The organism is Nonomuraea sp. PA05, assembly GCF_008086045.1.
Classification (GTDB): Bacteria; Actinomycetota; Actinomycetes; order Streptosporangiales; family Streptosporangiaceae; genus Nonomuraea; species Nonomuraea monospora.
This window is the reverse complement of sequence record NZ_VSEY01000078.1, coordinates 15,028-36,647: the sequence shown is the minus strand read 5'-3', so window position 1 is coordinate 36,647 and position 21,620 is coordinate 15,028. Positions and strand designations below refer to the sequence as shown.

Below are 21,620 nucleotides of genomic sequence, written 5' to 3'. Positions count from 1 at the left end.
GGGCCGGGCGCCGGGCCGGGCGCCGGGCCGGGCGCCGGGGTGGGCGCCGGGCCGGGCGCCGGGGTGGGCGAGTCGCCCACCGCGCCGGCGAGGAGGCGCACGGGCCTGCTGGCCGGGGCGATCGCCGCCGTGCTGGTCGTCTTCACCGCCTGCTCGGTGGCCATCCTCCGGTACGCCGCCTCGGGCGACGCCACTCCGGAGACCACCGGCGGAACCCCGGCCCCCGCCAGGACCGTCCCGGCGGGCGCACGTCACCAGTGGCTGCTCGGCGAGGGCGTCGGCATGCGCGCCGCCGACTCGGCGGGCCCGGCGGAGCTGCTGTTACGCACCGGCACCCGCTGGGACGCCCGCCCACCCGCACCCGACGTGAACGCCCTGCTGTTCGACGGCGTCAAGGGCCACGCCGCGACCGAGCAGGCAGTGGCCGTCGACCCGGCGCGCAGCTTCACCGTCACGGCCCGAGCCCGCATCGACCGGCTGCCGGAGGAGTCGAGCTTCGCCGCCGTGCTGAGCCAGGACTCGACCGAGGACGTCTTCTCCTACACCCTCCAGCACCTGCGGTGCACGGGAGCGGGCGAGCCGGACGGCTTCTGCCCGGCCGAGGGCGCGTACTGGTCGTTCTCCGTGCACGGCACCAGCGACTTCGACGCGACCAGGGTCGTCTCCCGCACCACCGCCGAGCTGGGCGCGTGGGTGCGCCTGACGGCGGTGCACGATGAACCGGCCGGCGAGATCCGGATCTACGTCAACGGCAGGCCGGAGGGCGCCAAGGCCGTCGCCGAGCCGATCCGCCAGGCCTCGGGCCCCTTCTACCTGGGGCGGGCCACGTACGTGACCGCCGTCGACTTCTGGCCGGGCGCGGTGGCCGACGTGGCGGTCTGGGACCGGGCGTTGTCGGACGAGGAGATCAGCACCCTCAATTGAGCCACTGCACCATAAACCTAGACAAAGCGGACAGCCCGCCGTTAGATTGAGGGCGCTCCAGTGGGGGCCCACTGGAGCACCAAAAGCTTCCGAACGGCCGCGTTCCCAGTCGGCTCCAAGCCATGGACAAGAGCCCGCCCACACCATCTCCATACGTGAGCGGATATTTCAGGACAAGGTTGACGAAGATCGCCGCGGTCGCGGCGGCCGTCGTGGCGGTGGCACTGCCTGCCGTCCCCGCGGCCGCCGACACCGCGCCCGACGAGCGGCCCGACGTGCCCGTCGGCACCTGGCTGGCGGCGCGGACGCAGGCCGCGGTCCAGCTGACCAGCTTCACCTACACCGGCACGGTCGCCGTCCCGACCAGCACGATCAACGAGACCGCGTTCAACGGGCTCACGCAGCAGGCCGTCGAGGCCGTGCAGGCAGGCAAGATCTCCTCGGACGAGCGCAGCATCGCCAAGTGGCTCTTCCAGCGGATCGCCGCCGACGTGGACACCTACCTCACCGAGACCACCCCGGAGCGCACGGTCGAGGCCGAGGTCGGCGGCCTGTGCACCGGCTGGTGGGTCACGCCCGACGGGTACATGGTCACCGGGGCCCACTGCGTCCAGGTCGGCGAGACCGAGCTGAGCCGGCTCTTCGCGCAGCAGGCGCTGGCCAAGTTCAACGAGCAGGACGCCAAGGAGATCATCTCCGGGCTGCAGGGCATCGAGGCCGACGAGGAGATCCTCAAGCTCGCCCAGCAGATCTACGTCACCTTCAACACCGGTCACATGAAGATCCGCAACCTGCAGCAGAGCCTGTCGGTGCTGCAGAGCCTGCCGGGCGGCGGCGTGGACAAGACCGCCAAGGCGACCCCGGCCGAGCTGGTCTCGGTGGGCGAGAGCTACCCCGGCAAGGACTTCGCGCTGCTCAAGGTGAACGGCCAGCAGAACCTGCCGACCGTCCCGCTCGGCGACGACGCCGACGTGCGCACCGGCGACACGCTGTACATCAGCGGCTTCCCCGGCCTGGTCACGAACACGCCGTTCTTCAGCCTGGAGTCGAAGCTGGAGCCGGCGCTGACCGAGGGCCCGTACAACGCCAAGCGCACCACCCAGACGGGCGTGCCGTACATCCAGACCCAGGCTCCGTCCTATCACGGCAACTCCGGCGGCCCGGTGTTCAGCAAGGACGGCAAGGTCATCGGCATGCTGATCGCGGGCACGGTGAGCGAGGGCGGCGAGGCCTCCGAGAGCGAGAGCTTCGTGCTGCCGGTGAGCATCGTCAAGGAGAAGCTCGGCGAGAAGAACGTCAAGCCCGCCCAGGCCATCACCACCACCCGGTACAACGAGGCGCTCAACGACTACTTCCGCAACTACTTCGAGGACGCGCTGCCGAAGTTCCGCGAGGTGCAGGCGCTCTTCCCGAACCACCCGTACGTGGCCAAGTACATCAGCGAGACGCAGGCGGCGATCTCGGCGGGCAAGGACGAGTCGCCCCGCCCCGTCCTCATGTGGGTGCTGATCGGGGCGGGCGCGCTGGTCGTGCTCGTGCTCGCCGTGGTGCTGGTGAAGCTGCTCGGACGGCGCCGCCGCCGGTCCGCCGCCGCGACGCCGCCCCCGTACGGCTCGATCCCGCAGCCCCCGTGGCAGCAGCACCAGCTTCCCGCGAGCCAGGCCCACGTCTCGCCCCCGGTGCAGCCGTACGGGCACAACGGCTCGAACTACGGCTACGGCCCGCAGCCCCAGCACGGGCAGGCGGGGCAGCCGTACCTCGGCGACCAGACGCGCGACGTCCGCTACGGCCAGTTCACCCCGCCGCCGGACGGCCGGTTCTCGCCTCCCCAGGACCGCCGCCCCTCCTGAACGTGCGTTACGGCCGGTTCCCGCCCGCCCAGGACCGCCGCCCCTCGTGAACGTGCGTTACGGCCGGTTCCCGCCCGCCCAGGACCGCCGCCCCTCCTGAACGTCCGCCTTCCTGACCGCTTCGAGGGTGGCCGCCAGCTCGGGCTCCGGCACGAAGTGGCCGAAGGTGTCGTTCGCGAAGAACGACACCCCGGCCACGGAGCCGGCGTGGGCGGCCAGCACCTCCCGCTGGTAGAGGTAGGTACGCCGGTCGTCGAGGTAGGTCCGGTACCAGTACCAGGGGTCGACGAAGTCGAGCCCGAGCAGCGTCCGCGGCCCGCCGAGCGCGGCCTTGCTCAGCAGGTTGGGCACGATCTCGGTGCGCTCGACCAGCACGGCGAACGTGCTGACCAGGATGGCGTCGAGCGATCGGTAGGCGGCGTCCGTCATGCCCCAGGCCGACCGTTCCACCTCCGCCCGCCAGTACGTGTCCATCCAGTAGACGAGCCGGTCCCCCATGGCCTCGCGCAGCCGCAGGAAGAACCGCTCGATCCCGGCCGACCGCTCAGGCGTGAGCGGCGGCGCGTTGTCCGGATGCCAGAAGCCGACCAGGCCGAACTGGTTGCCGAGCATGATCCCGTCCAGCCCGAAGTCGGCCGTGAACGCGGCCGTCTGCGCGGCCACGAAGTCGCCGGCCGCCAGCCCGGCCGCGATGCCGCCGGGGAAGGCGGCGTACGGGCGGGGGTCGGCCGCGAGCGGCGCCGTCACGTCGATGACGCCGGGCACGACGTGCCCGCCGGCGTCCGCGGTGCCGGAGGCCACCTCCGGGTGCCGCTCCGTCTTCCACTCGCTGCGGCAGAACTCCGGGCCCGGCTCCAGGTACTCCAGCAGGCTCACCCGCAGGCCACGCCGCTGTGCCTCGGCGCGCACGGCGGCGTAGACGCCGGCCAGCGTCCGGTAGTCCATCGGCTGCTCGGACAGCGTGAACATGGGCCCGGCCGAGTACGGGTTGGCCGAACGCTCGCCGCCGTCGCGCACCCTGGCCAGCCAGTCGCGGTTGTGCGCCCTGGCCGCGGCGGCGGGCCCGCCGGGCGCGAGCGCGAAGCAGTTGTAGCGGGCCCAGTCGAAGCGGTGGTCCCAGGCGTCGCGTCCTGCGTAGTTCAGCACGTGGTCGCCGTTGCCCGCGCAGAACACGATGGTGACGGGCCGGTCGGCCAGCCACTCGGCGTGGTGGTCGAAGAAGGCCGCCACGCCGGGAGCCGGATCGTCCAGATCGTCGAAGATCTTGGGGGTGATCCAGAGACAGGCTTCCAGGTTCACTTGGCCTCTCCGAACGCCTTGTCCATGCGGCCGAGCAGGGTCGGCACGTCGATCGTCCCGTTGAACAGCTCCTGGACGGAGGTCAGGTGCTCCTGCTGCACCTTCGGGCCGGGCCAGCCCTGGTCGGGGTAGAGGGTGGACTTGCCGGCCTTGACCGCTTCGAGCACCGGCTGCTGGAGCGCGTCGGCCTGGAAGGCCGGGCTGTCCAGTGCCGGGCTGCTGCCGGACTCCTTCGCGTACAGCGCCTGACCTTCCGCCGAGGCGAGGAACTGCATGAACTTCTTGGCCAGGGCCGGGTTCTTGGCCTTGGCGTTGACGCCGTACACGATGCCGACCGACACCGGGAGGTAGGTGGCCTCGGCGCTGTCGGTCGCCGGGAACGGCGTCATCGAGAACGTGGTGCCCTGCGGCGCGGAGTTGAGCGCCGACTGCACGGCGGACAGCACGTGCACGGCGCCCAGCGCCTTGCCCTGGCCGAGGAGCTGCATCTGCTCGTCGTAGCCGACGCCGTTGGGGCTGTCGTTGAAGCAGCCCGAGTCGCGCAGTTGCAGGTACTTGTCCATCGCCTGCTTCCACTCCGACTTGGCGAAGGTGGCCTGGCCATCCTTCTGCTGCTGCGTGAACTGGGGGTTCGGGCCGTAGACGAGCGAGGCGGTCAGCGCGTACGGGACGAGCTGGGTGACCCAGGCCGACTTGAGCCCGAGCGCGAACGCCACGACCCCCTTGGCCTTCGCCTCCTTACAGAAAGTGAGCACCTCCGGCCAGGTCGTGGGCTTGGACAGCCCCGTCTTGGCCAGCGCCTGGTCGTTCCAGACGGCTCCGATGGCGCCGATCGTGACGGGCACGGCCACCACCTTGCCCGCCGGGTCGCTGGTGACGGCCTTGAGGTCGGCGCTCAGGCCGCCCGCCCAGCTCTCCCCGGACAGGTCCATCAGCATGCCGTCGGCGCCGAGGTCGCGCACGGCCATGGTGTTGCCGCCGCCCGGCCACATGCGGAACACGTCGGGGGCCGTCCCCGAGGAGAGCTGCGTGCGGAGCTGCTGCTGGTAGGAGGCGTCGTCCTCGGTGAACGTGGTCTTGACGACGACGCCCGGGTTGGCCTTCTGGAACGCGTCCACGGCGGCCTGGGCCGGGCCCTGCCCCGCGGCGGCGAGGGTGAGCACCTGCTCGCCGGAGGTGGCGGTGGTCTGGCTGCCCGAGGTCGAGCAGGCGCCCGCCGCGACGGCGAGGCAGCAGACGGAGACGAACGTTGTAGCGATCTTCATTGCGGTACTCCAGATCAGCCTTTGAGGCCGCCGGCGAAGCCCTTGATGATGTGTTTCTGCAGCGCGAAGTAGACGACGAGGATCGGGATCACGCTGATCACGAGGCCGGCGAAGATGAGGGGCCACTGGGAGACGTACTGGCTGACGAAGCCGTAGATCGCCACCGGGGCCGTGGTGTTGTCGCTGCCGCCGAGATACAGCAGCGGGGTGAAGAACTCGTTCCAGATGCCGACGGCGTTGAGGATCACGACCGTGCCGGTGACTGGCCGCAGCAGCGGGAAGACCACCGAGACGAACGAGCGCAGCGGCCCGCAGCCGTCGAGCAGCGCCGCCTCCTCGTAGTCGAGCGGCAGCTCCCGCAGGAACATCGTGTAGAGGAAGACCGAGAACGGGATCTGCTGCCCGACGTTGATCAGGATCACCGACCAGAGCGAGCCGAGCAGGTCGAGGTCCCGCATGGTGGCGTAGAGCGGGAGCAGGGCGAGCTGGCCTGGCACGAGCAGGCCGCCGATGACGAAGTAGAACATGTAGCGCGACCAGCCCCTGGTCACGCGGGCCAGCGGGTAGGCGGCCATCGACGCGAACACGATGATCAGGACGACGCTGACGGCCGTGATGAGAAAGCTGTTGGCCAGCGCCGCGCCGAGACTGGCCTGGTTCCAGGCTTGCGCGTAGTTGTCCAGCGTGGGCGGGAAGGCGAAGGCCAGCGCGCCGGTCTGGCTGTCCTGCGGTTTGAGCGAGACGTTGAGCAGGCCGACGAGCGGCACCAGGAACGCCAGCGCGAGCAGGATCAGGCTCAGCTCGCGCACCAGCGTGCGCCAGGTGTATCGGGAGTGCATCAGAGGCTCTTCCTCTGCGTCAGGCGGGGCTGCATCAGAGGCTCTTCCTCTGCGTCAGGCGGAACTGCACCGCGGCGAGGACCGCGATGACCACGGTCATCACGACCGCGAGCGCGATCGAGAACGGGAAGTCCCCGAGCGAGAACGCGCTCTTGTAGATGGCCGTCGAGATCGTCTCCGTCGCGGTGCCGGGCCCGCCGCCGGTCATGGCCATGACCTGGTCGAACTGCTTGAGCCCGCCGATGAGGCAGAGCATCACGTTGATCACCACGGCCCCGTTGAGCAGCGGCAGGATGACCCGGCGGAACTTGTTCCACGGGCCGGCCCCGTCGATGGTGGCCGCCTCCAGCACCTCGGCGGGAATGGCCTGGAGACCGGCGAGGTAGATGACCATGGAGTAGCCGGAGAACTGCCAGACGATCTCCAGGACGACGGCGTACAGGGCCGTGTCCGGGTCACCGAGCCAGTCGTGCGCCAGCGATCCCAGACCGACGGCGCGCAGGGCGTCGTTCACGGCGCCGTTGGGCGACAGCAGGAAGCTCCACACGTACCCGGCGACCAGCGGGGTGAGGACCACGGGCGCGAAGAAGACGACGCGGAGCACGTAGCGGCTCTTGACCATGCTGTTCACGCCGAGCGCCAGGAGCAGGCCGGCGACGTTCTGCACGACCGTGGCGGCCGCCGCCAGGACGAGCGTGTTGACCAGGGCGTCGAGCGCCGTGCGGTCGGAGAAGACGGAGGTGAAGTTGTCCAGGCCGACGAACGACCAGTCGGGGCGCATGCCGTTCCAGTCGGTGAACGAGAACAGCGCGCCGTTGGCGCTGGGGACGACGACGATGAACAGGTAGATCGAGATCGCGGGCACGACGAACCACCAGGGCGCCCGGACCCCGACACGGCGGCGCCTGGCGGGCGCCTGTTCGGCGGGGCGGTGGAGGTCTGGCGGTGTCGTCGTCGCGGGAGTGGCAGCCACGTGTGGCTCCTCTCGCGGATGACCATGGGGGCACGTGGTCTGCTGGACGGAGGCAACGCGTCGTGAATCGATTCACGACGTTTCGGGCAGATTACGGGGGCGATCTCCGCGATGTCAATGACGTGACGAGTCTCGGCGGCGTTTTCGTGAATCCATTCACGTGTCCGCTAGGCTGAGGGCCTCCAAGACACGCGAGTGAGGAGCCCGATGCCCGCTGGATCGGCGCCGAAGCAGTCGAAGGCCGAGGTTTCCGCCCCCACGGTGGCCGACGTCGCGGCCCGCGCCGGGGTCTCGCGGGCGACCGTCTCCTACACCTTCACCCAGCCCGCCCGGGTCTCCCCCGACCTGCGCCGCCGGGTCATCGAGGCCGCCGACGAGCTGGGTTACGTGGGCAACGAGGCGGCGCGCCGGCTCCGCGTGGGGCACAGCCTGGCCCTCGGGCTGCTGGTCTCCAACATCGGCAACCCCGTCTACGCCGAGCTCGCGGCGGGCGCGGAGGCGGAGGCCGCCGCGCACGGCCGCTTCATCCTCGTGGCCAACAGCGACGAGAGCCCGGAGCGCGAGCGCGCCTACCTGGGCTTCTTCGAGTCGCAGCAGGTGAGCGGCATCCTCGCGGCCCCCGTCGGCGACGTGCCGGAGGAGCTGCTCGGGCTCGGCCGCAGGGGCACGCCGTTCGTCCTGGTCGGCACCGCGACGGGGCCGCACACCTATCCGGCGATCTCCGGCGACAACGAGCGCGGCGGCCACCTGGCGGCCACCCACCTGCTCGCCCAGGGGCGGCGGCGGCTGATCTTCATCGGCGGCCAGCACCCGCACGTGGATCTGCGGCTCGCGGGAGCCAAGCGGGCGGTGGACGAGTTCGCGGAGCCCGCCTCGCTGGAGATCATCCGGATCCAGGTGCAGACCGCGAAGGTCGGCGAGGCGGTCGCGCGGACGTTGCTGCGGCGCCCGGCCGACGGCTTCCCCGACGGCATCGTGGCGGGCAACGACCTGCTCGCGCTGGGCCTGCTGCACGGGCTGATGATGGGCGGCGTCCGGGTGCCCGGCGATCTGTCGCTGGTCGGCTACGACGACATAGAGTTCGCCGACTTCGCCATCGTGCCGCTGACGACCATCCGCCATCCGTCGGCGGCGCTCGGGGCCCATGCCGTGCGGATCCTGCTGGGCATCGAGAGCGAGCGCGACTCGCTGGGGCGTTTCGAGCCCGAGCTGGTCGTCCGTGAGACGTCGCTCCCCGTGGAGGAAAGCGGCTGTTGACACGGCTGTGACGCCGCTCGTAGGCTCCGCCGTACCGCCTGACTGTGAATCGATTCACGATCTTGGTGGCTCTACCAGCGCAGGTCAAAGCGCTGGAACCCCCCGGAAGGCACCATCATGAGCTCGAAACGGATCGCCTCGGTGGCCGTCACCGCGGCGCTCGCGCTGACCGCCGGATCACCCGCCACCGCCGCCGCGGCCTCCCCGCAACCGGCCCCGCTGCCCGAGGTCGCCGCCCTCGACCCCGGCACGATCGACCTCGCCGGCTTCACCGGGCTCGAACAGCAGGTCGCGCCCTACCTGGGCAACCTGGCCCGCCTGGCCAACAGCGTCGACTCGCGCGGCTTCATCACCTGCGGCTGCTGGCGCACCGGCCAGGGGCCGAACGACGCCCGCGTCATGGAGAACGTCCTGACGCTCGCCTACTTCTACACCGCCGACCGCCCGTGGAACCCGTACCACCGCGACGCGGCCCTGCGCGGCCGGCTGGCGGCGGCGCTGCGCTTCCTGCTCGGCACGCAGAACGCCGACGGCTCGTTCCCGCAGGGCTCCGGCGACCTGCACTCGCGGGCCGCCACCGGGTTCGCGCTGGAGCTGTACGCGATCATGCTGGAGCTGCTCGACGCCGACGGCACGCTCAACCCGGCCCTGGTCGCGGAGCTGAACGCGGCCATGAAGGCGGCGAGCAGTTGGTTCCTGGAGGACGAGGAGGTGTGGGGGCCGCGCGGCGCACAGTTCGCCAACCAGGTCGCCGGCGGCCTGGTCGGCATCTCCCGCCTGCTCGGCCGCTTCCCCGAGCTGCGCCCCCGGTTCGAGGAGCGGCTGGCCGAGCACGAGCGGGTCTCCCAGAGCGAGGCCGGCTTCTTCAGGGACGGGACGGTCGCCCACCGCTACAGCATCGAGGTCGAGACCGAGGACCTGGCCGGCTGGGCCGACCCCGCCACCCGCCCGGTGATCGACCGGATGCAGGCGCGGTACCTGGACTGGGCCCAGTACAACCTGCTCTACGACCAGGCGCTCGACGGCTACTTCATCAACACGGCCATCGACTCGCGGCACCGCGGCTGGAACTACGCCGCCGAGCTGCCGATCGGCTCCAACAACCTCTGGGGCGCGGTCATCCCGCAGGCCCGCGCCTACGCGGCCACCCGGGAGGAGACCGAGGAGCGCCGCGCCGCGTTCGCCCGCGCCGGCTGGCAGACCTCGGTCGCCCCGCTCATCGCCCCGACCTGGGCCTACCTCGATCCGGCCGTCATCCGCGACGTGGCGCTGGGCGAGGAATACCACCCCACCGAGGCCGAACGCCGGGCCGCCGTCAAGACGCTGCGCCCTTACGCCGGGGCCGCGTACACCGAGCACCGCTCCGACTCGGTCACCGGGCAGCGGTTCGTCTTCGCCAAGCGGCCCGCCTACGTGGCAGGGCTGGGCTTCGGCAAGCACGTCAACACCCAGTACGGCTTCTGGGACAACCAGCGCTTCGGGCTCAGCTACCTGTACGACCCCCAGCTCGGCGTGGTCGTCCAAGGACAGAACGCGCCCCAGACCGGCGCGCCGCGCACCCGGCCGGTGGACGCCGAGCTGTCGTGGGGCACCGGCTGGACAGCCGCGGACGGCGTGCACTTCGACTCCTACGACCAGCCCGTGCCCGCCTTCTTCCGCGACGGCGCCCCCGTGGACCCGGACGCGGTCGGCGACCTCGACGACCTGGAGATCCGGTACGCGGCGGCGGGCGGCACCAAGTCGGTGACGCTGGACGAGCGGCTGCGGGTGCGCATCGACGGCGCCGCCACGCCGTTCTTCGAGCGGATCCCGCTCGTGCTGGAGCAGGGCGACACCGTGCGCTGGATCGGCGACGCGTCCGCCACGCCCAGCGCAGGCGCTCCGAGCGCAGGCGCTTCAGGCGAAGGCGCTCCAGGCGAAGGCGCTCCGGAGGCAGGCGCTCCGGAGGCAGGCGCACTGGACGCAAGCGCACCGAACGCAAGCGCACCGGACGCAGGCGCTCTGGCCGACCGGACCGTGGCGGTCGGCTCCCGGTCCGAGGCCGCCGACGTCTCGGGCGTCGTCGTCAACCGCGATGGCCGCAGCGTGGAGATCCGCTGGTCCGGCACCCGATCGGCGACCCTGTGGCCGTCGTCCGCGCCGGTAGCGGGCGGCAGCCGCACGCTCCAGGTGCTCGACCTCAAGGCATCGGGCCCGCTGACGTACGACATCCGGGTGGTGGACGACGCATGCGTCGGCTCGGACGAGCGGGCGCACGTCTTCATCGGCGACCGCGACACCGGCGTCGCCAACCCCGGCGACGGCACCGGCTGCACGGTCGCCGACCGCCTGCGCGCCGGCGAGCAGTGGGACAGCCACCGCGCCTTCGTCACCCACGTCACCAAGACCACCGCGGCCCTGGTCAAGAAGCGGGTCCTGACGCGGCGCGACGCCGCCCGCCTGGTCGCCGCCGCGGCCCGCTCCGACGTGGGCAGGAACCTCGTCACCGCGTCGCTGAGCGCGGCGGAGGCGGTCGCGGGCACGCGGCTCGACGTGCGGCTCTCGGGACGGACCATCCGCGAGGCGACGGTCTCGGGCCCCTGCCTGACCGGCGACGTCACCACCACGACCGGCACGCAGGTCACCGTACGGAACACGACCACCGCCGCCGCGCAGGTCACCGTGCGGAACACGACCACCGCCGCCGCGCAGGTCACCGTACGGGAGACGACGCTGCCCGGATCCTGCCCGATCACCGTCCGCACGGTGCGCACCACCGGAACGACCGAGCTGGACACCCTCCCGCTGACCATCGTGCCGGACGCCCAGGGCGTCGTCTTCCGCGACGGCTTCTCCACCCCGTCGCAGGCGTGGACCGCCGTGGACGGCTCGTGGAGCGTCACCGGCGGCGTCTACCGCCAGCAGGACACGACCCGGACGGGCTGGCGCACCGTCGTCAACGACCTGACGATCGCGGACGGCACGGTCGAGACCAGCATCGACTTCCGCACGCTCGCGACCTCCAGCGCGTTCGGCGGCGTCCAGGTGCGCACGGCCACCCCCGGAGACTCCTACACGCAGTCCGGCTACCTCGTCTACCTGCGCCCCAACGGCTCCGTGGACATCTACAAGGCGGGCGCGGGCGTGCTCGCGACCGGCACGGGCCCGGCGGTCACCGGCCCGGTCAAGCTTCGGGTCGAGCTGCGCGGGGCGGAGCTGCGCGCCTTCGTCGGCGACGACCCGGCGCCGCGGGTCACGGTGACGGATCCGAGCCCGATCACCGGGCCAGGCTCCGTCCAGCTCGTCACGGGCCGGGCGGCGGTCGACTTCGACGACGTCCGCGTCACCAGGTGAGCCGACTTCGACGACGTCCGCGTCACCAGGTGAGCAGCTCGGGCGTGTGGTCCTTGAGCATGCTCAGGAACGACTCCGCCAGCGTGCCGCGGTGGCCGCGCCGCCGCAGGATCGCGACCACCGGCAGGCCGGCGTCCAGGCTCTCCACCTCGATCGCCCGCAGGCTGCCGAGGCGCAACTCCTCGCGGACGCTGCTGGTCGGCATGAGCGCGATGCCGAAGCCCGCCTCGACCAGCCGCCGCTGCGCGGTGAGGCTGTCGATGCGGGTGATCGCGGGCTCCGTCAGGCCGGCCGCGGCGAGCTGCCGTTCCAGGAGGTGCCCGTAGGAGTCGGCGCGGCCCCGCTCGGGCGGAAAGCTGAGCCAGCGCTCGCCCTCGAAGACCCGCAGGTCGGGCAGGCGGGTCGCGGTGACCGGGTAGGAGGCGGGCACCACGACCAGCAGCCGCTCCGCACCGAGGGGGATCGACTCCAGCCGCGGGTCCTGGTCGGGGAAGTAGCGCAGGCCCATGGTCGCCTCGCCGGTGCGGACGAGGGCGCTCACCTCCCGGCTGGTGGCCGTGCGCAGCTCGACCTCGGCCTGCGGGAATCGCGACTCGAAGGCGCGCAGCGCGTCCACGATGTGCGAGTCGGCGAGTGTGCCGACGATCGCCAGGCTCAGCGTGCGGGTGCCCGCGTCGGCGCGCGCGTCGTGGACGGCCCGCTGCGCGTCGCGCACCGAGGCCAGCACGGCCTCCGCGTGCGGCAGCAGCGCCCGGCCCGCCTCGGTCAGCGACACCTGCCGCCCCGACCGCTCGAACAGCGCCGCCCCCAGCGACCGTTCGAGCTCGTGGACGCGGCGGCTGATCGCGGGCTGCGACCTGTTCAGCCGCCTGGACGCCTCGGTGAACCTGCCCACATGGGCGATGCAGAGGAACGTCTCCAGCTCTTCGAGCGTCACATCCATCAGTATTCCTGATGGGGTCTATCCCGGCTATGCATTTGACCGATCAGTGAGCGCTGGCGACAGTGGGCCCATGACGGATCAGATGGCCAGAGCGGCCCGCTTCCGCGCACTGCACGAACGACCGGAGCCACTCCTGCTGCCGAACCCGTGGGACGCGGGCACGGCCAGGCTCCTGGCCGACCTCGGCTTCGAGGCGCTGGCCACCACCAGCCTCGGCGTCGCCAACCTGCTCGGGCGGCACCGCGCCGACCGGCAGGACATCCTCGACAACTGCCGCCTGATCAGCGCGGCCACCGACCTGCCGGTCAGCGCCGACCTGGAGAACGGCTACGCCGACGACCCCGCCGAGGCCGCCAGAATGGTCGCGGACGCCTGCGCCCACGGCGCGGTCGGCGCCTCCATCGAGGACGCCACCGGCGACCTGCGCACGCCGATCTACGACTTCGGGCTCGCCGTCGAGCGGGTGCGAGCCGCCGCCGAGGTCGCCCGCGCGCTGCCCGTCCCGCTGCTGCTGACCGCCAGGGCGGAGAACCTGCTGTACGGCGTGGACGACCTCGGCGACACGATCCGGCGGCTGCAGGCGTTCGAGGAGGCGGGCGCGGACGTCCTGTACGCGCCCGGCCTGCGCACGCTCGACCAGATGCGGGCCGTCGTCTCCTCCGTCGGCAGGCCCGTCAACGTGGTGATGGGTTTCGCCGACCCGGCCATCACGCTGGAGCAGCTCGCCGAGATCGGCGTGCGGCGGGTCAGCATCGGCGGCGCGCTGTCCCGGCTCGCCCTGCGCTCGTTCCTGGACGGGGCCAGGCAGATGCTCGCGGGGCGGTTCGGCTTCGTCACCGAGATGGCCTCGATCGGCGAGCTGCGCGACGCCTTCAGATGAGTCGTGCGCCGGCACTCACGGCGCGGGCCGACACTCACGGCGCGGGCCGGCGCTCGGAGGCGGGTCAGCGCTCGGAGGCCGCTTGGCGGGTCTGGACGGCGCGGACGCGTCCGACGTCGAGCTTGCTCGTGCGGTCGAAGCGGTAGATGCCGTTCTCCTCCTGGAAGACGTCGGTGAGCTGCGTGTAGCAGTACCCAAACATGTCCGGATCGTCCAGCAACGCCCCGGTCAGCCCGGCGAACCGGGCGTGGAACTCCTCCTCGTCCCGCACCCGCTGCCCGTACCCCCAGGAGCCGACCCGCGCCGCGTCCTGCTCGGTGCCCGCCAGCTCCGGGTTCCACCAGATGCCGCCGTACTCGCTGACGAAGTACGGCTGGCCACGGTACGGGACGGAGACGGGCCGGTCACCGGCGGCGTTGACGAAGGGCCGATCCTTGCCGAGCCCGCTCAACTGCCCGGCGAACGCCGCGGGCTCCTGCTCGTAGTTGTGCGAGTCGTAGACGTCGGTCTCGGGCACCCGGTGGCTGTAGCCGGAGGCGTCGAGGACGGGCCTGGTGGGGTCGGCCAGCTTCGTGGCCAGGAACAGGCCGCGGGTGACGTCGTCGAGCTGGGTGACCTGGTCGTCGATCACCTGCAAGGTCTCGTTCAGCGGGCACCAGCCGACGATCGACGGGTGCGAGTAGTCGCGTTCCAGCACCTCCAGCCACTGCGTGACGAAGGACGCGGTCGGGTGCTGCTCGCGCCCGTCGAACGCGCCCCAGTCGCCGAACTCGCCCCACACCAGGTAGCCGAGCCGGTCGGCGTGGTAGAGGAACCGCTCCTCGAACACCTTCTGGTGCAGGCGCGCGCCGTTGAAGCCCGCGGCGACCGACAGCTCGATGTCGCGCAGCAGGGCGGCGTCGGACGGCGCGGTCATCAGGCCGTCCGGGTAGTAGCCCTGGTCGAGCACGAGCCGCTGGAAGACGGGACGGCCGTTGATGAGGACGCGCTTGCCGTCGATGGCGATGGAGCGCAGCCCGGCGTAGCTGTCAACGGCGTCCGTGACGGCGCCGCCGGCGTCGAGCAGCTCGATCCTGACGTCGTAGAGGAAGCCCCCGCCCGGCTCCCACAGGCGAACCCGGTCGTCGGGGAGCTGGAGGCGCAGCGTGGGGGCGAGGTCCACGTCGGCGCGGACGGTCGCGGCGGCGACCACCCCGTCCGGGTCGGAGACCGTCACGCGGACGGAGGTGCCGGGGCGGTTGGCGGACAGCGGGGTGACTACGGTGAAGGCGGAGGCCGCCACGTCCGGCGTGATGCGCGGGCGGCGCAAGTGCGTGTCGGGGACGGGCTCCAGCCACACCGTCTGCCAGATGCCGGTGGTGCGGGTGTAGAGGCACTCGTAGTTGCCGTACCTGGTGGACTGCTTGCCGCGGGCCTGGGGTCCACGGCGGGGGTCGCGTACGCGTACGACGATCGTGGCGTCCTCGCCGGGACGCGCCACGTCGGACAGATCAGCCGTGAACGGCGAGAAGCCGCCTCGGTGGCGGGCCACCTCCGCGCCGTTCACCCACACCGTGGCGTCGTGGTCGACGGCGCCGAAGTGCAGCAGCGTCCGGCGGCCCGCCCAACCGGCCGGGATCGTCACCGTGCGGCGGTACCAGACGGCCTCCATGAAGTCGGTGTGCCCGAGCCCCGACAGCTCGGACTCCGGCGCGAAGGGCACGGTGATCATCGTGGCGAGCTCGCGTTCGCGCAGGCCACGGTCCAGGCCGGAGTCGGCGGCGTCGATCTCGAACTGCCAAGGCCCGTTGAGGTTCAGCCAGTCCGCGCGGACCATCTGGGGGCGGGGATATTCCGGTCGTGGGACGTCGTGAGCCATCTGACACCCTTCGCGGCTGATTTTTGCTACGTAGCAAAGTGTGCCACACCCCTCATCGGCTGGACTCCCGCACCTTCAGCTCGAAGTCCACCACGACGTGCGGCCCGCGCCCGCCCGGCCTGCCGCTGATCTGCTCGTGCAACATCGCGACGGCGTTCCTGGCCAGCGCCTCGACGTCCGGCGAGACCGTGGTCAGCGACGGCGTCGAGTACCTGGCCTCCTCGACGTCGTCGAACCCGACCAGCGCCACCTCCTCCGGCACCCGCACCCCCCTGGCCTGCAACGCCCGCAGCGCGCCGAGGGCCAGCGAGTCGTTCATCGCGAAGATCGCGTCGGGCATCGGCCGCCGCGCGTCCAGGTGCTCCTCGATCGCCCGCTGCCCCTCCGCCCTGGTCCACCCCGCCTCGACCAGCAGCTCCTCCTGCGCCGTCAGCCCGGCCTCCGCCAGCCCTTCGAGGAACCCGCGCAACCGCATCCGCCCCGTCTGATGCTCAGCCGGGGCGTACCCGAGCAACATCAGCCGCCTCCTGCCCAGGCCCGCCAGATGGCGCACCACCGCCTTGGACGCCTCCCGGTTCGGGATCGCGACGTGCCGCACGTCGCCCGTCAGCACCTCGTCGCCCACCAGCACGATCGGATAACCGGCCCGGCGCCGCTCCCCGTCCTCCGGCCGCAGCGACAGGGCCATCATGATGGCGCCGTCGGTGAGCTGGTTGCGGCTGCCCGTCAGTACCTCGATCTCGCGCTCCCGCTCCGACTCCGTCAGCTCGATCAGCACCGTGTAACCGAGCGCCTCCGCCTCCCGCACCACCGGACCTGCCAAGTCGGCGAAGACGCGCGCCCTGAAGTCGGGGACGACGAGCGCGATCAGCCCCGTACGCCCGGCGCGCAGGCTCCTGGCGGCGGCGTTGGGCACGTAACCGAGCTCCGCCATCGCGTCGAGCACGCGCTGCCGGGTCTCCGGGCGGACGTAGGCGTAGTCGTTGACGACGTTGGAAACCGTCCGCTGCGAGACACCTGCCGCGCGAGCCACGTCGTGCATGCTCACGGCCATCGTCGTCACGGCTCACGTCGGATCGGCGCCACGGCCCTCATCGTAGTGTCGGCGCTGCCTCGTCACACGAACTGCAGAATGACGATCGCGATGCCGAGGGTGAAGTCGAGCACGGCGCAGAACTCGGCCAGCGACCGCGCCACCACCTTCCCGCTCCGCCAGACGATCACGTCCTGCACCGCATGCCCGATCAGCGCCACCGCCACCAGCCACGCGCCCAGCACCGGATCCAGGCTCAACGCGACGACCGCCGCCGCCCCGAACACCAGCATCAGCGGGATCTGCACGGCGGCCAGCCTGGGCCCCCGCGGCAGGCCGCTCACCAGGCTGAGCACGATCACGGACACCCCGGCGGCGACCAGCACCGTCCACAACTCGCCGTCCAGCACCCGCACCACCGTCACCCCCGCCACGGCGGCGCCGAACAGGATCCACACGACTTCCGGCCTGCCGACCAGCGCGGTGCCGAGGTAGATGAGGGCGGCCAGGAAGACCACGAGGGCCTGGTTGCGGCCGTCCTGGTCGTCCATGACGGCCAGCGCCATCGCGGCCAGGCCGGCGAAGGTGGGCCAGCGGTGGGCCAGGAAGGTCAGCGCGCTGGGCGGTGAGGAGGAAACTTCTGTCATGCCCCCGACTCTCACGGACCGGCCCGCCTGACGCCCCCGTCCTTCGACCGCGGTGTCCGAAATTCTGGGCATCCGGTCCGTTCGAAGCCGACGATCGTCTTGCGAGGCACTGTCTGCGCATATCACTACCATTCGGACGCCTACGCCCCTTGACACCGTTCGAGCCGAATGGGTGGCGTTTCGGCAAACATGAAGCTTCCTCCGATCCGCTACGGAAGAATAGGAAGGTGATAACGCGAAAGATGGTGTTATTGGCGACGAGTCTGACCGTGGCCTCATGCGCGACCACGTTCGCCTTGCTCACTTGGGAAGACGTCGACAAGATCGCCACGGCGATCTCCGCCCTGGCGGGAATTGCGGCGGTCGGCGTAGCCGTTTGGGCCGCCCTGCCAGGTGCGGGAAACGCAGTACGCGTTTCCGGCACCGGAAAAGCGGTGGCCCGCAACGGCGGAGTCGCCGTTTCGGGATTCTCCGGCCCTGCCTCCGCCGCTGCCAGCGCCTCGGAGGTCCACACAACCGGAGATGCCGAGGCATCCGGCGGAAAGGCGACCAGCGGGGTCAGCTTGAGCTGACCGGCCGACCGCTGGTTCGGGCGCGCGTGGTGTCGACATGGACCGCCTCAACAGCACGACCAAACGTACCGGCGCGGCCACGGCGGGCCCCGGCGCCGTAGCCGTCACGGGAACGGTGCACGGCGGCATCAGCCTGGGTTCCTCGCCTGTGGCTCGATCCGCCTACCGGCAACAGGTGCGGCGCATAGCCCCGGAGATACTCCTGGGCCGCGATGAGGAACTCGCCGTGCTGGCGGAATTCTGCCAAGCCGACAGCGGGCACCCTTACCTGTGGTGGCAGGCTCCGGCGTGGGCGGGCAAGTCAGCATTGACGTCCTGGTTCGTACTGAATGCACCGGAAACCATTAGGGTCATCTCCTTCTTCATCACCGCCCGTTTCGCCGGACACAACGATCGCATGGCGTTCGTGGACGTCGTACTCGAACAGCTCGCCACCGCCGCCTGCGAGCCCCTGCCCGCATTCCTCACCGAGGCCACCAAGGAGGCGCATCTGCTGGAGATGCTGGACACCGCAGCCGAGGCCTGCGCGCGGCAGGGTCAGCGGCTGGTGCTCATCGTGGACGGCCTGGACGAAGACCAGGGGGTGACGACCGGCCCTGACGCGTACAGCATCGCCGCGCTCCTGCCCGTCCGGCCCGCTGCGAACATCCGGGTCGTGGTCACCGGCCGGCCCAACCCGCCCGTCCCGCCCGACGTACCGGACGGCCATCCGCTGCGCGAGCACGCCATCGTGCGCTGGTTGGAGGTTTCACCACACGCCCAAGTGATCAGGGCGGACGCCGAACGCGAGCTGAAGCGCCTTCTGCACGGCCGGCCGGAAGAGCAGGACCTACTCGGGCTGGTCGCCGCCGCCGGCGGCGGCCTCAGCACCCAAGACCTCGCCGAACTCACCGGCTGGAGCGTATGGCAGGCGGAGCAGCACATGCGCGCGGTGTCCGGCCGCACCTTCACCCGTCGTGCCAACCGCTGGCGGCCCGGCTCAGGTCCGGAGGTGTACGTGCTGGCACACGAGGAGCTGCAGAGCACGGCCGTGGAGTGGCTCGGCACCGCCGGGCTGGCCGACTACCGCGAGCGTCTGCACCGCTGGTCCGACGGATACCGGACGCGCGGCTGGCCTGCCGAAACCCCCGAGTACCTGCTCCGCGGCTACTTCCTGCTGCTGCAGACCGTCGGCGACCACGGCAGAATGCTCACCTGCGCGCTTGACCAGGTACGCCACGACCGCATGCTGGACGTCACCGGCGGTGACGCCGCCGCGCTGTCCGAGATCATCACTGTCCAGCACGCGTTGAGCGACGCCTCCGAGCCAGACCTGGCCGCGCTGCTCAAGCTGGCCGTCGCGCGCGAGCGGCTGGCCTCCCGTAACGCCCACCTTCCGCTTGGGTTGCCCGCTTTGTGGGCGCGGCTCGGCGACCTCGGGCGGGCCGAGGCACTGGCCCGTTCCATGGTGGAGCCCGCGCGCCAAGCAGAGGCCTTCAGCCTGCTGCTGCGGGCCGCCGCCGGTGCGGAGGACACCTCCTGGCTGGCAGAGCAGGGCGAGGCCGCGACCCACCTGGTCACCGACCCCTACCGTCAGGCGCAGGCCCTGGTCGAGCTCGTGGAGGCGATCACCGCGGCCGGCGACTTCGACCGCGCGGAACGCCTCATCCGCACCATCGAGGACCCCTACCGTCAGGCACAGACCCTGGTCGAACTGGTCTCAGTGATAGCCGCGACCGGCGACTTCGACCGCGCGGAACGCCTCATCCGCACCATCGACAGTCCCAACCGGCGAGCCCAGGCCATGACGTCGCTGGTAAGGGCCATCGCCGCGAGTGGAGAGCTGCGCAGGGCGGAGGAGCTGGCCCGATCACTCGCCGATCCGGTCTGGTTGGCGCGAGCGCTGATCGACCTGGTGGCGCACGGTGGCGAGCGGGACGAGTTGCCACTCATCGCCGAGCAGGCGGTGACCGCGCTGCACGACGGAGGCCCCGAGGAACGGGTACGGCTCGCGGCGGCCCTGGCATCCGCCGGCGACATCGGCGCGGCCAAGGCGTTCGCCATGACAGCCTCCTCCCTTCACCTGCGGGTACGAGGGCTGGTCGCGGTGCTTCGCGCCGCGCCGAGCGAGGATCTGGAGTACCTGGACAAGCTGGCGGCCGAAGCCATGTGTCTGGCCGGAGCCGATCCCAGCGCGCAGTGGCGAGCGACGGAGCTGGCTGTGACAGTCTCCCGTGCGGAACGCCTCAAGGCGGCGCGCACCTCCGACAGCGCGGAGTGGCGGGCCAGAGAGCTGGCCGAGCTGGCGGTCGCGGCGGCGGGGCGGTGCTCCACCGGCCTCGTCGGAGAGATCGCCGACAAGGCCATGTCCGATCCAGGCACCCGGCTGCAGAGTGAGGAGCGGATCGAGCTTGCGGTCGCGCTGTCATTCATCGGTGACCACGAGCGCGCGACACTGCTGCTCGACTCGATCCACGATCCGGAAGTGCAGATTGCGATTCTGATCCGGCAACTCGTCGCCACGGATGAGGTGGGCACGGGCCTGGGGACGCGGAGTGAGGCGGACACAGACCGGCTGTCGCGGGGAGAGGCACTGATCAGCCGGATCCCGGACGAGGCACAGCAGGCGCGGCTGCTCGTCGAACTCGCCGAGGCGGCGATCCGCCGGGGCCTGCGTGACCATGCCCGGCGGCTCGGCGAGCGGGCTGAGTCACTCGCGCGTTCCATCGTGGTGACGGACTGGCATGCCCGGGAACGCGTCGAGCACGCGCTGGTCCGGGCCGCGCTGGCGATGAACGACCTCCGCCGCGCCGCCGACCTCACTCGTCGCGGGCACGCCCTCATCGCGTTACTCGAGGCGGCGGCCGGCGACGAACACGCCACGCGGCGGCTGGCCAGGGCGGTGGAGAGCCTGGCACGGTCGCTGACTGCTCCGCAGCAGCAGACGGAGATGCTGGGCGCGCTCATGCAGGCGCTGGTCGGCAGGGGCGAGGCCGATCGGGCGCTCGCGGTCATCCGCTGGTTCACCGATCCGCGGGCGCAGGCACGAGCGCTGACAGAGCTCCTGAGCCTGGTGCTCGCCCGCGGCGACCGGCCGATGACCCAGGCTGTCGTGTCCTACGGCGTGGCCGCCGTCCGTTCCATCGCCTCGCGTGAACAGCGCGCCGACGCGATGATCGAGATGGTGCGCGCGGCGGTCGCCGCGGGCGACTTCTCGTGGGCACGCGAGCTGGCCTGGCGGGCCGAGCAGATGGCACGCTGGATCATCGAGCCCGCCCTTCGCGCGCAAGCCCTGACCGCGCTCGTCGGAGTGGTGGCCAGTGGCGGGGAACAAGCTCTGACCGCCCGGCTCACTTCGCGCGCGGAAGCGGCCATCGACGCCGTCCCTCACCCGTCCCAGCGGGCCGACCTCCAGTCTGGGCTGATGGACGCCCTCGCCGGTATCGCGCGTCCAGCCGGCACACCCCTCCTCGACGCCGAACCGTACGAGTACACCGAGGTCGGCCGGACCGAGCCGGCCAGGTTCGAGGCCACCGCGGCGGATCCTCACCTTCCGGATTCCTTCGCCCACCATCTCGGCCCCGAGGACCGCGTCACGTTGCTGCTCGACCTCATGAGCAGGGACCCCTCCCAGGCCCGCCATCTCGCGGGCCGGGCCGAAGCGGCCATCCGCGAGCTCTCCCATCCCAGCCGGCAGGCCGAACTGCTCATCACGTACGCACGAGTCCTGGCCGTAGCCGGCGACTGGGATCGGGCGGAGGCGGCTGCCCGGACGATTCCGGACGCGCCCCTCCGTGCCCGGGCGCTCGCGGTGGTCGCCGCGCACGCCGAACCCACTCGCGCACGCCGCCTGACCGCCGCGGTCCTCGGCACCGAGGCGTGGACGACAGCCCTCGACGTGCTCGCCCGGCTGGAGCCGGCAACGCTGGCCGCCGCGGCCGACAGCCTCCTGCGCCGCCGCTGAAGCG

The 21,620-nt window shown here is 71.4% G+C and carries 15 protein-coding genes; 7 read left to right on the top strand and 8 right to left on the bottom strand.

Going from position 1 to position 21,620, the window contains the following annotated elements:
- Both FXF51_RS58340 and FXF51_RS58335 read left to right on the top strand, forming a co-directional pair.
- On the top strand, positions 1-924 hold a 924-nt coding region (locus FXF51_RS58340), incomplete at its 5' end, for a LamG domain-containing protein (RefSeq protein ID WP_148443497.1).
- 179 nt (positions 925-1,103) lie between these two features.
- Complete coding sequence (locus tag FXF51_RS58335; protein WP_262380617.1) at positions 1,104-2,774, top strand: serine protease; 1,671 nt, start codon at positions 1,104-1,106, stop codon at positions 2,772-2,774.
- A 57-nt stretch (positions 2,775-2,831) separates the two neighbouring features.
- On the opposite strand, the gene FXF51_RS58330 is transcribed toward FXF51_RS58335, so the two are convergent.
- The 4 genes from FXF51_RS58330 to FXF51_RS58315 are packed head-to-tail and all read right to left on the bottom strand — an operon-like array spanning position 2,832 to position 7,150.
- On the bottom strand, positions 2,832-4,073 hold the full coding sequence (locus tag FXF51_RS58330; RefSeq protein WP_148443495.1) for a hypothetical protein: 1,242 nt from the start codon (positions 4,071-4,073) through the stop codon (positions 2,832-2,834).
- Positions 4,070-5,338, bottom strand: a complete 1,269-nt coding sequence (locus FXF51_RS58325) for an ABC transporter substrate-binding protein (RefSeq protein ID WP_148443494.1) — start codon at positions 5,336-5,338, stop codon at positions 4,070-4,072. Before FXF51_RS58325 ends, FXF51_RS58330 begins: the two co-directional genes overlap by 4 nt.
- Before the next feature lie 14 nt (positions 5,339-5,352).
- On the bottom strand, positions 5,353-6,177 hold the full coding sequence (locus tag FXF51_RS58320) for a carbohydrate ABC transporter permease (protein ID WP_148443493.1): 825 nt from the start codon (positions 6,175-6,177) through the stop codon (positions 5,353-5,355).
- A 34-nt stretch (positions 6,178-6,211) separates the two neighbouring features.
- Positions 6,212-7,150, bottom strand: coding sequence for a carbohydrate ABC transporter permease (locus tag FXF51_RS58315; protein WP_148443492.1), 939 nt, complete (start codon positions 7,148-7,150; stop codon positions 6,212-6,214).
- A gap of 207 nt (positions 7,151-7,357) precedes the next feature.
- Between FXF51_RS58315 and FXF51_RS58310 the strand changes: the two genes are divergently transcribed.
- Together FXF51_RS58310 and FXF51_RS61650 are read left to right on the top strand one after the other, a co-directional pair.
- Complete coding sequence (locus FXF51_RS58310) at positions 7,358-8,407, top strand: LacI family DNA-binding transcriptional regulator (RefSeq protein WP_148443491.1); 1,050 nt, start codon at positions 7,358-7,360, stop codon at positions 8,405-8,407.
- A 117-nt stretch (positions 8,408-8,524) separates the two neighbouring features.
- Positions 8,525-11,740, top strand: coding sequence for a hypothetical protein (locus tag FXF51_RS61650; RefSeq protein ID WP_187415171.1), 3,216 nt, complete (start codon positions 8,525-8,527; stop codon positions 11,738-11,740).
- Between the two features lie 22 nt (positions 11,741-11,762).
- On the opposite strand, the gene FXF51_RS58300 is transcribed toward FXF51_RS61650, so the two are convergent.
- Positions 11,763-12,683, bottom strand: coding sequence for a LysR family transcriptional regulator (locus tag FXF51_RS58300; RefSeq protein ID WP_148443490.1), 921 nt, complete (start codon positions 12,681-12,683; stop codon positions 11,763-11,765).
- 70 nt (positions 12,684-12,753) lie between these two features.
- Between FXF51_RS58300 and FXF51_RS58295 the strand changes: the two genes are divergently transcribed.
- Positions 12,754-13,563 carry an isocitrate lyase/phosphoenolpyruvate mutase family protein gene (locus tag FXF51_RS58295; protein WP_148443489.1) on the top strand — a complete coding sequence of 270 codons (810 nt, stop codon included), beginning with the start codon at positions 12,754-12,756 and terminating at the stop codon, positions 13,561-13,563.
- Between the two features lie 64 nt (positions 13,564-13,627).
- Here the strand turns inward: FXF51_RS58295 and FXF51_RS58290 are convergent, their stop codons facing one another.
- The 3 genes from FXF51_RS58290 to FXF51_RS58280 form a co-directional block, all read right to left on the bottom strand.
- Entirely contained in the window at positions 13,628-15,421 is a 1,794-nt protein-coding gene (locus FXF51_RS58290) for a glycoside hydrolase family 2 protein (RefSeq protein WP_148443488.1), read from the bottom strand.
- Positions 15,422-15,473: 52 nt separating this feature from the next.
- Complete coding sequence (locus tag FXF51_RS58285; protein WP_187415170.1) at positions 15,474-16,463, bottom strand: LacI family DNA-binding transcriptional regulator; 990 nt, start codon at positions 16,461-16,463, stop codon at positions 15,474-15,476.
- A 74-nt stretch (positions 16,464-16,537) separates the two neighbouring features.
- Positions 16,538-17,101, bottom strand: a complete 564-nt coding sequence (locus FXF51_RS58280; protein WP_148443486.1) for a hypothetical protein — start codon at positions 17,099-17,101, stop codon at positions 16,538-16,540.
- Between the two features lie 242 nt (positions 17,102-17,343).
- Between FXF51_RS58280 and FXF51_RS58275 the strand changes: the two genes are divergently transcribed.
- Positions 17,344-17,673 (top strand): hypothetical protein, encoded by a 330-nt coding sequence (locus FXF51_RS58275; RefSeq protein WP_148443485.1) that lies wholly within the window; start codon positions 17,344-17,346, stop codon positions 17,671-17,673.
- A 37-nt stretch (positions 17,674-17,710) separates the two neighbouring features.
- The gene (locus FXF51_RS61645) at positions 17,711-21,616 is read left to right on the top strand and encodes a hypothetical protein (protein ID WP_187415169.1); all 3,906 of its coding nucleotides are present in this window, start codon (positions 17,711-17,713) and stop codon (positions 21,614-21,616) included.
- Positions 21,617-21,620: the final 4 nt, after the last annotated feature.

Excerpts from the sequence above, each read along its gene's own strand:
- FXF51_RS58285 (WP_187415170.1), bottom strand. The coding sequence starts at position 16,463 with ATGCACGACGTGGCTCGCGCGGCAGGTGTCTCGCAGCGGACGGTTTCC.
- FXF51_RS58325 (WP_148443494.1), bottom strand. The coding sequence starts at position 5,338 with ATGAAGATCGCTACAACGTTCGTCTCCGTCTGCTGCCTCGCCGTCGCG.
- FXF51_RS58275 (WP_148443485.1), top strand. The coding sequence starts at position 17,344 with ATGGTGTTATTGGCGACGAGTCTGACCGTGGCCTCATGCGCGACCACG.
- FXF51_RS58290 (WP_148443488.1), bottom strand. The coding sequence starts at position 15,421 with ATGGCTCACGACGTCCCACGACCGGAATATCCCCGCCCCCAGATGGTC.
- FXF51_RS58295 (WP_148443489.1), top strand. The coding sequence starts at position 12,754 with ATGACGGATCAGATGGCCAGAGCGGCCCGCTTCCGCGCACTGCACGAA.
- FXF51_RS58280 (WP_148443486.1), bottom strand. The coding sequence starts at position 17,101 with ATGACAGAAGTTTCCTCCTCACCGCCCAGCGCGCTGACCTTCCTGGCC.
- FXF51_RS58320 (WP_148443493.1), bottom strand. The coding sequence starts at position 6,177 with ATGCACTCCCGATACACCTGGCGCACGCTGGTGCGCGAGCTGAGCCTG.
- FXF51_RS61650 (WP_187415171.1), top strand. The coding sequence starts at position 8,525 with ATGAGCTCGAAACGGATCGCCTCGGTGGCCGTCACCGCGGCGCTCGCG.
- FXF51_RS58300 (WP_148443490.1), bottom strand. The coding sequence starts at position 12,683 with ATGGATGTGACGCTCGAAGAGCTGGAGACGTTCCTCTGCATCGCCCAT.
- FXF51_RS58310 (WP_148443491.1), top strand. The coding sequence starts at position 7,358 with ATGCCCGCTGGATCGGCGCCGAAGCAGTCGAAGGCCGAGGTTTCCGCC.
- FXF51_RS61645 (WP_187415169.1), top strand. The coding sequence starts at position 17,711 with ATGGACCGCCTCAACAGCACGACCAAACGTACCGGCGCGGCCACGGCG.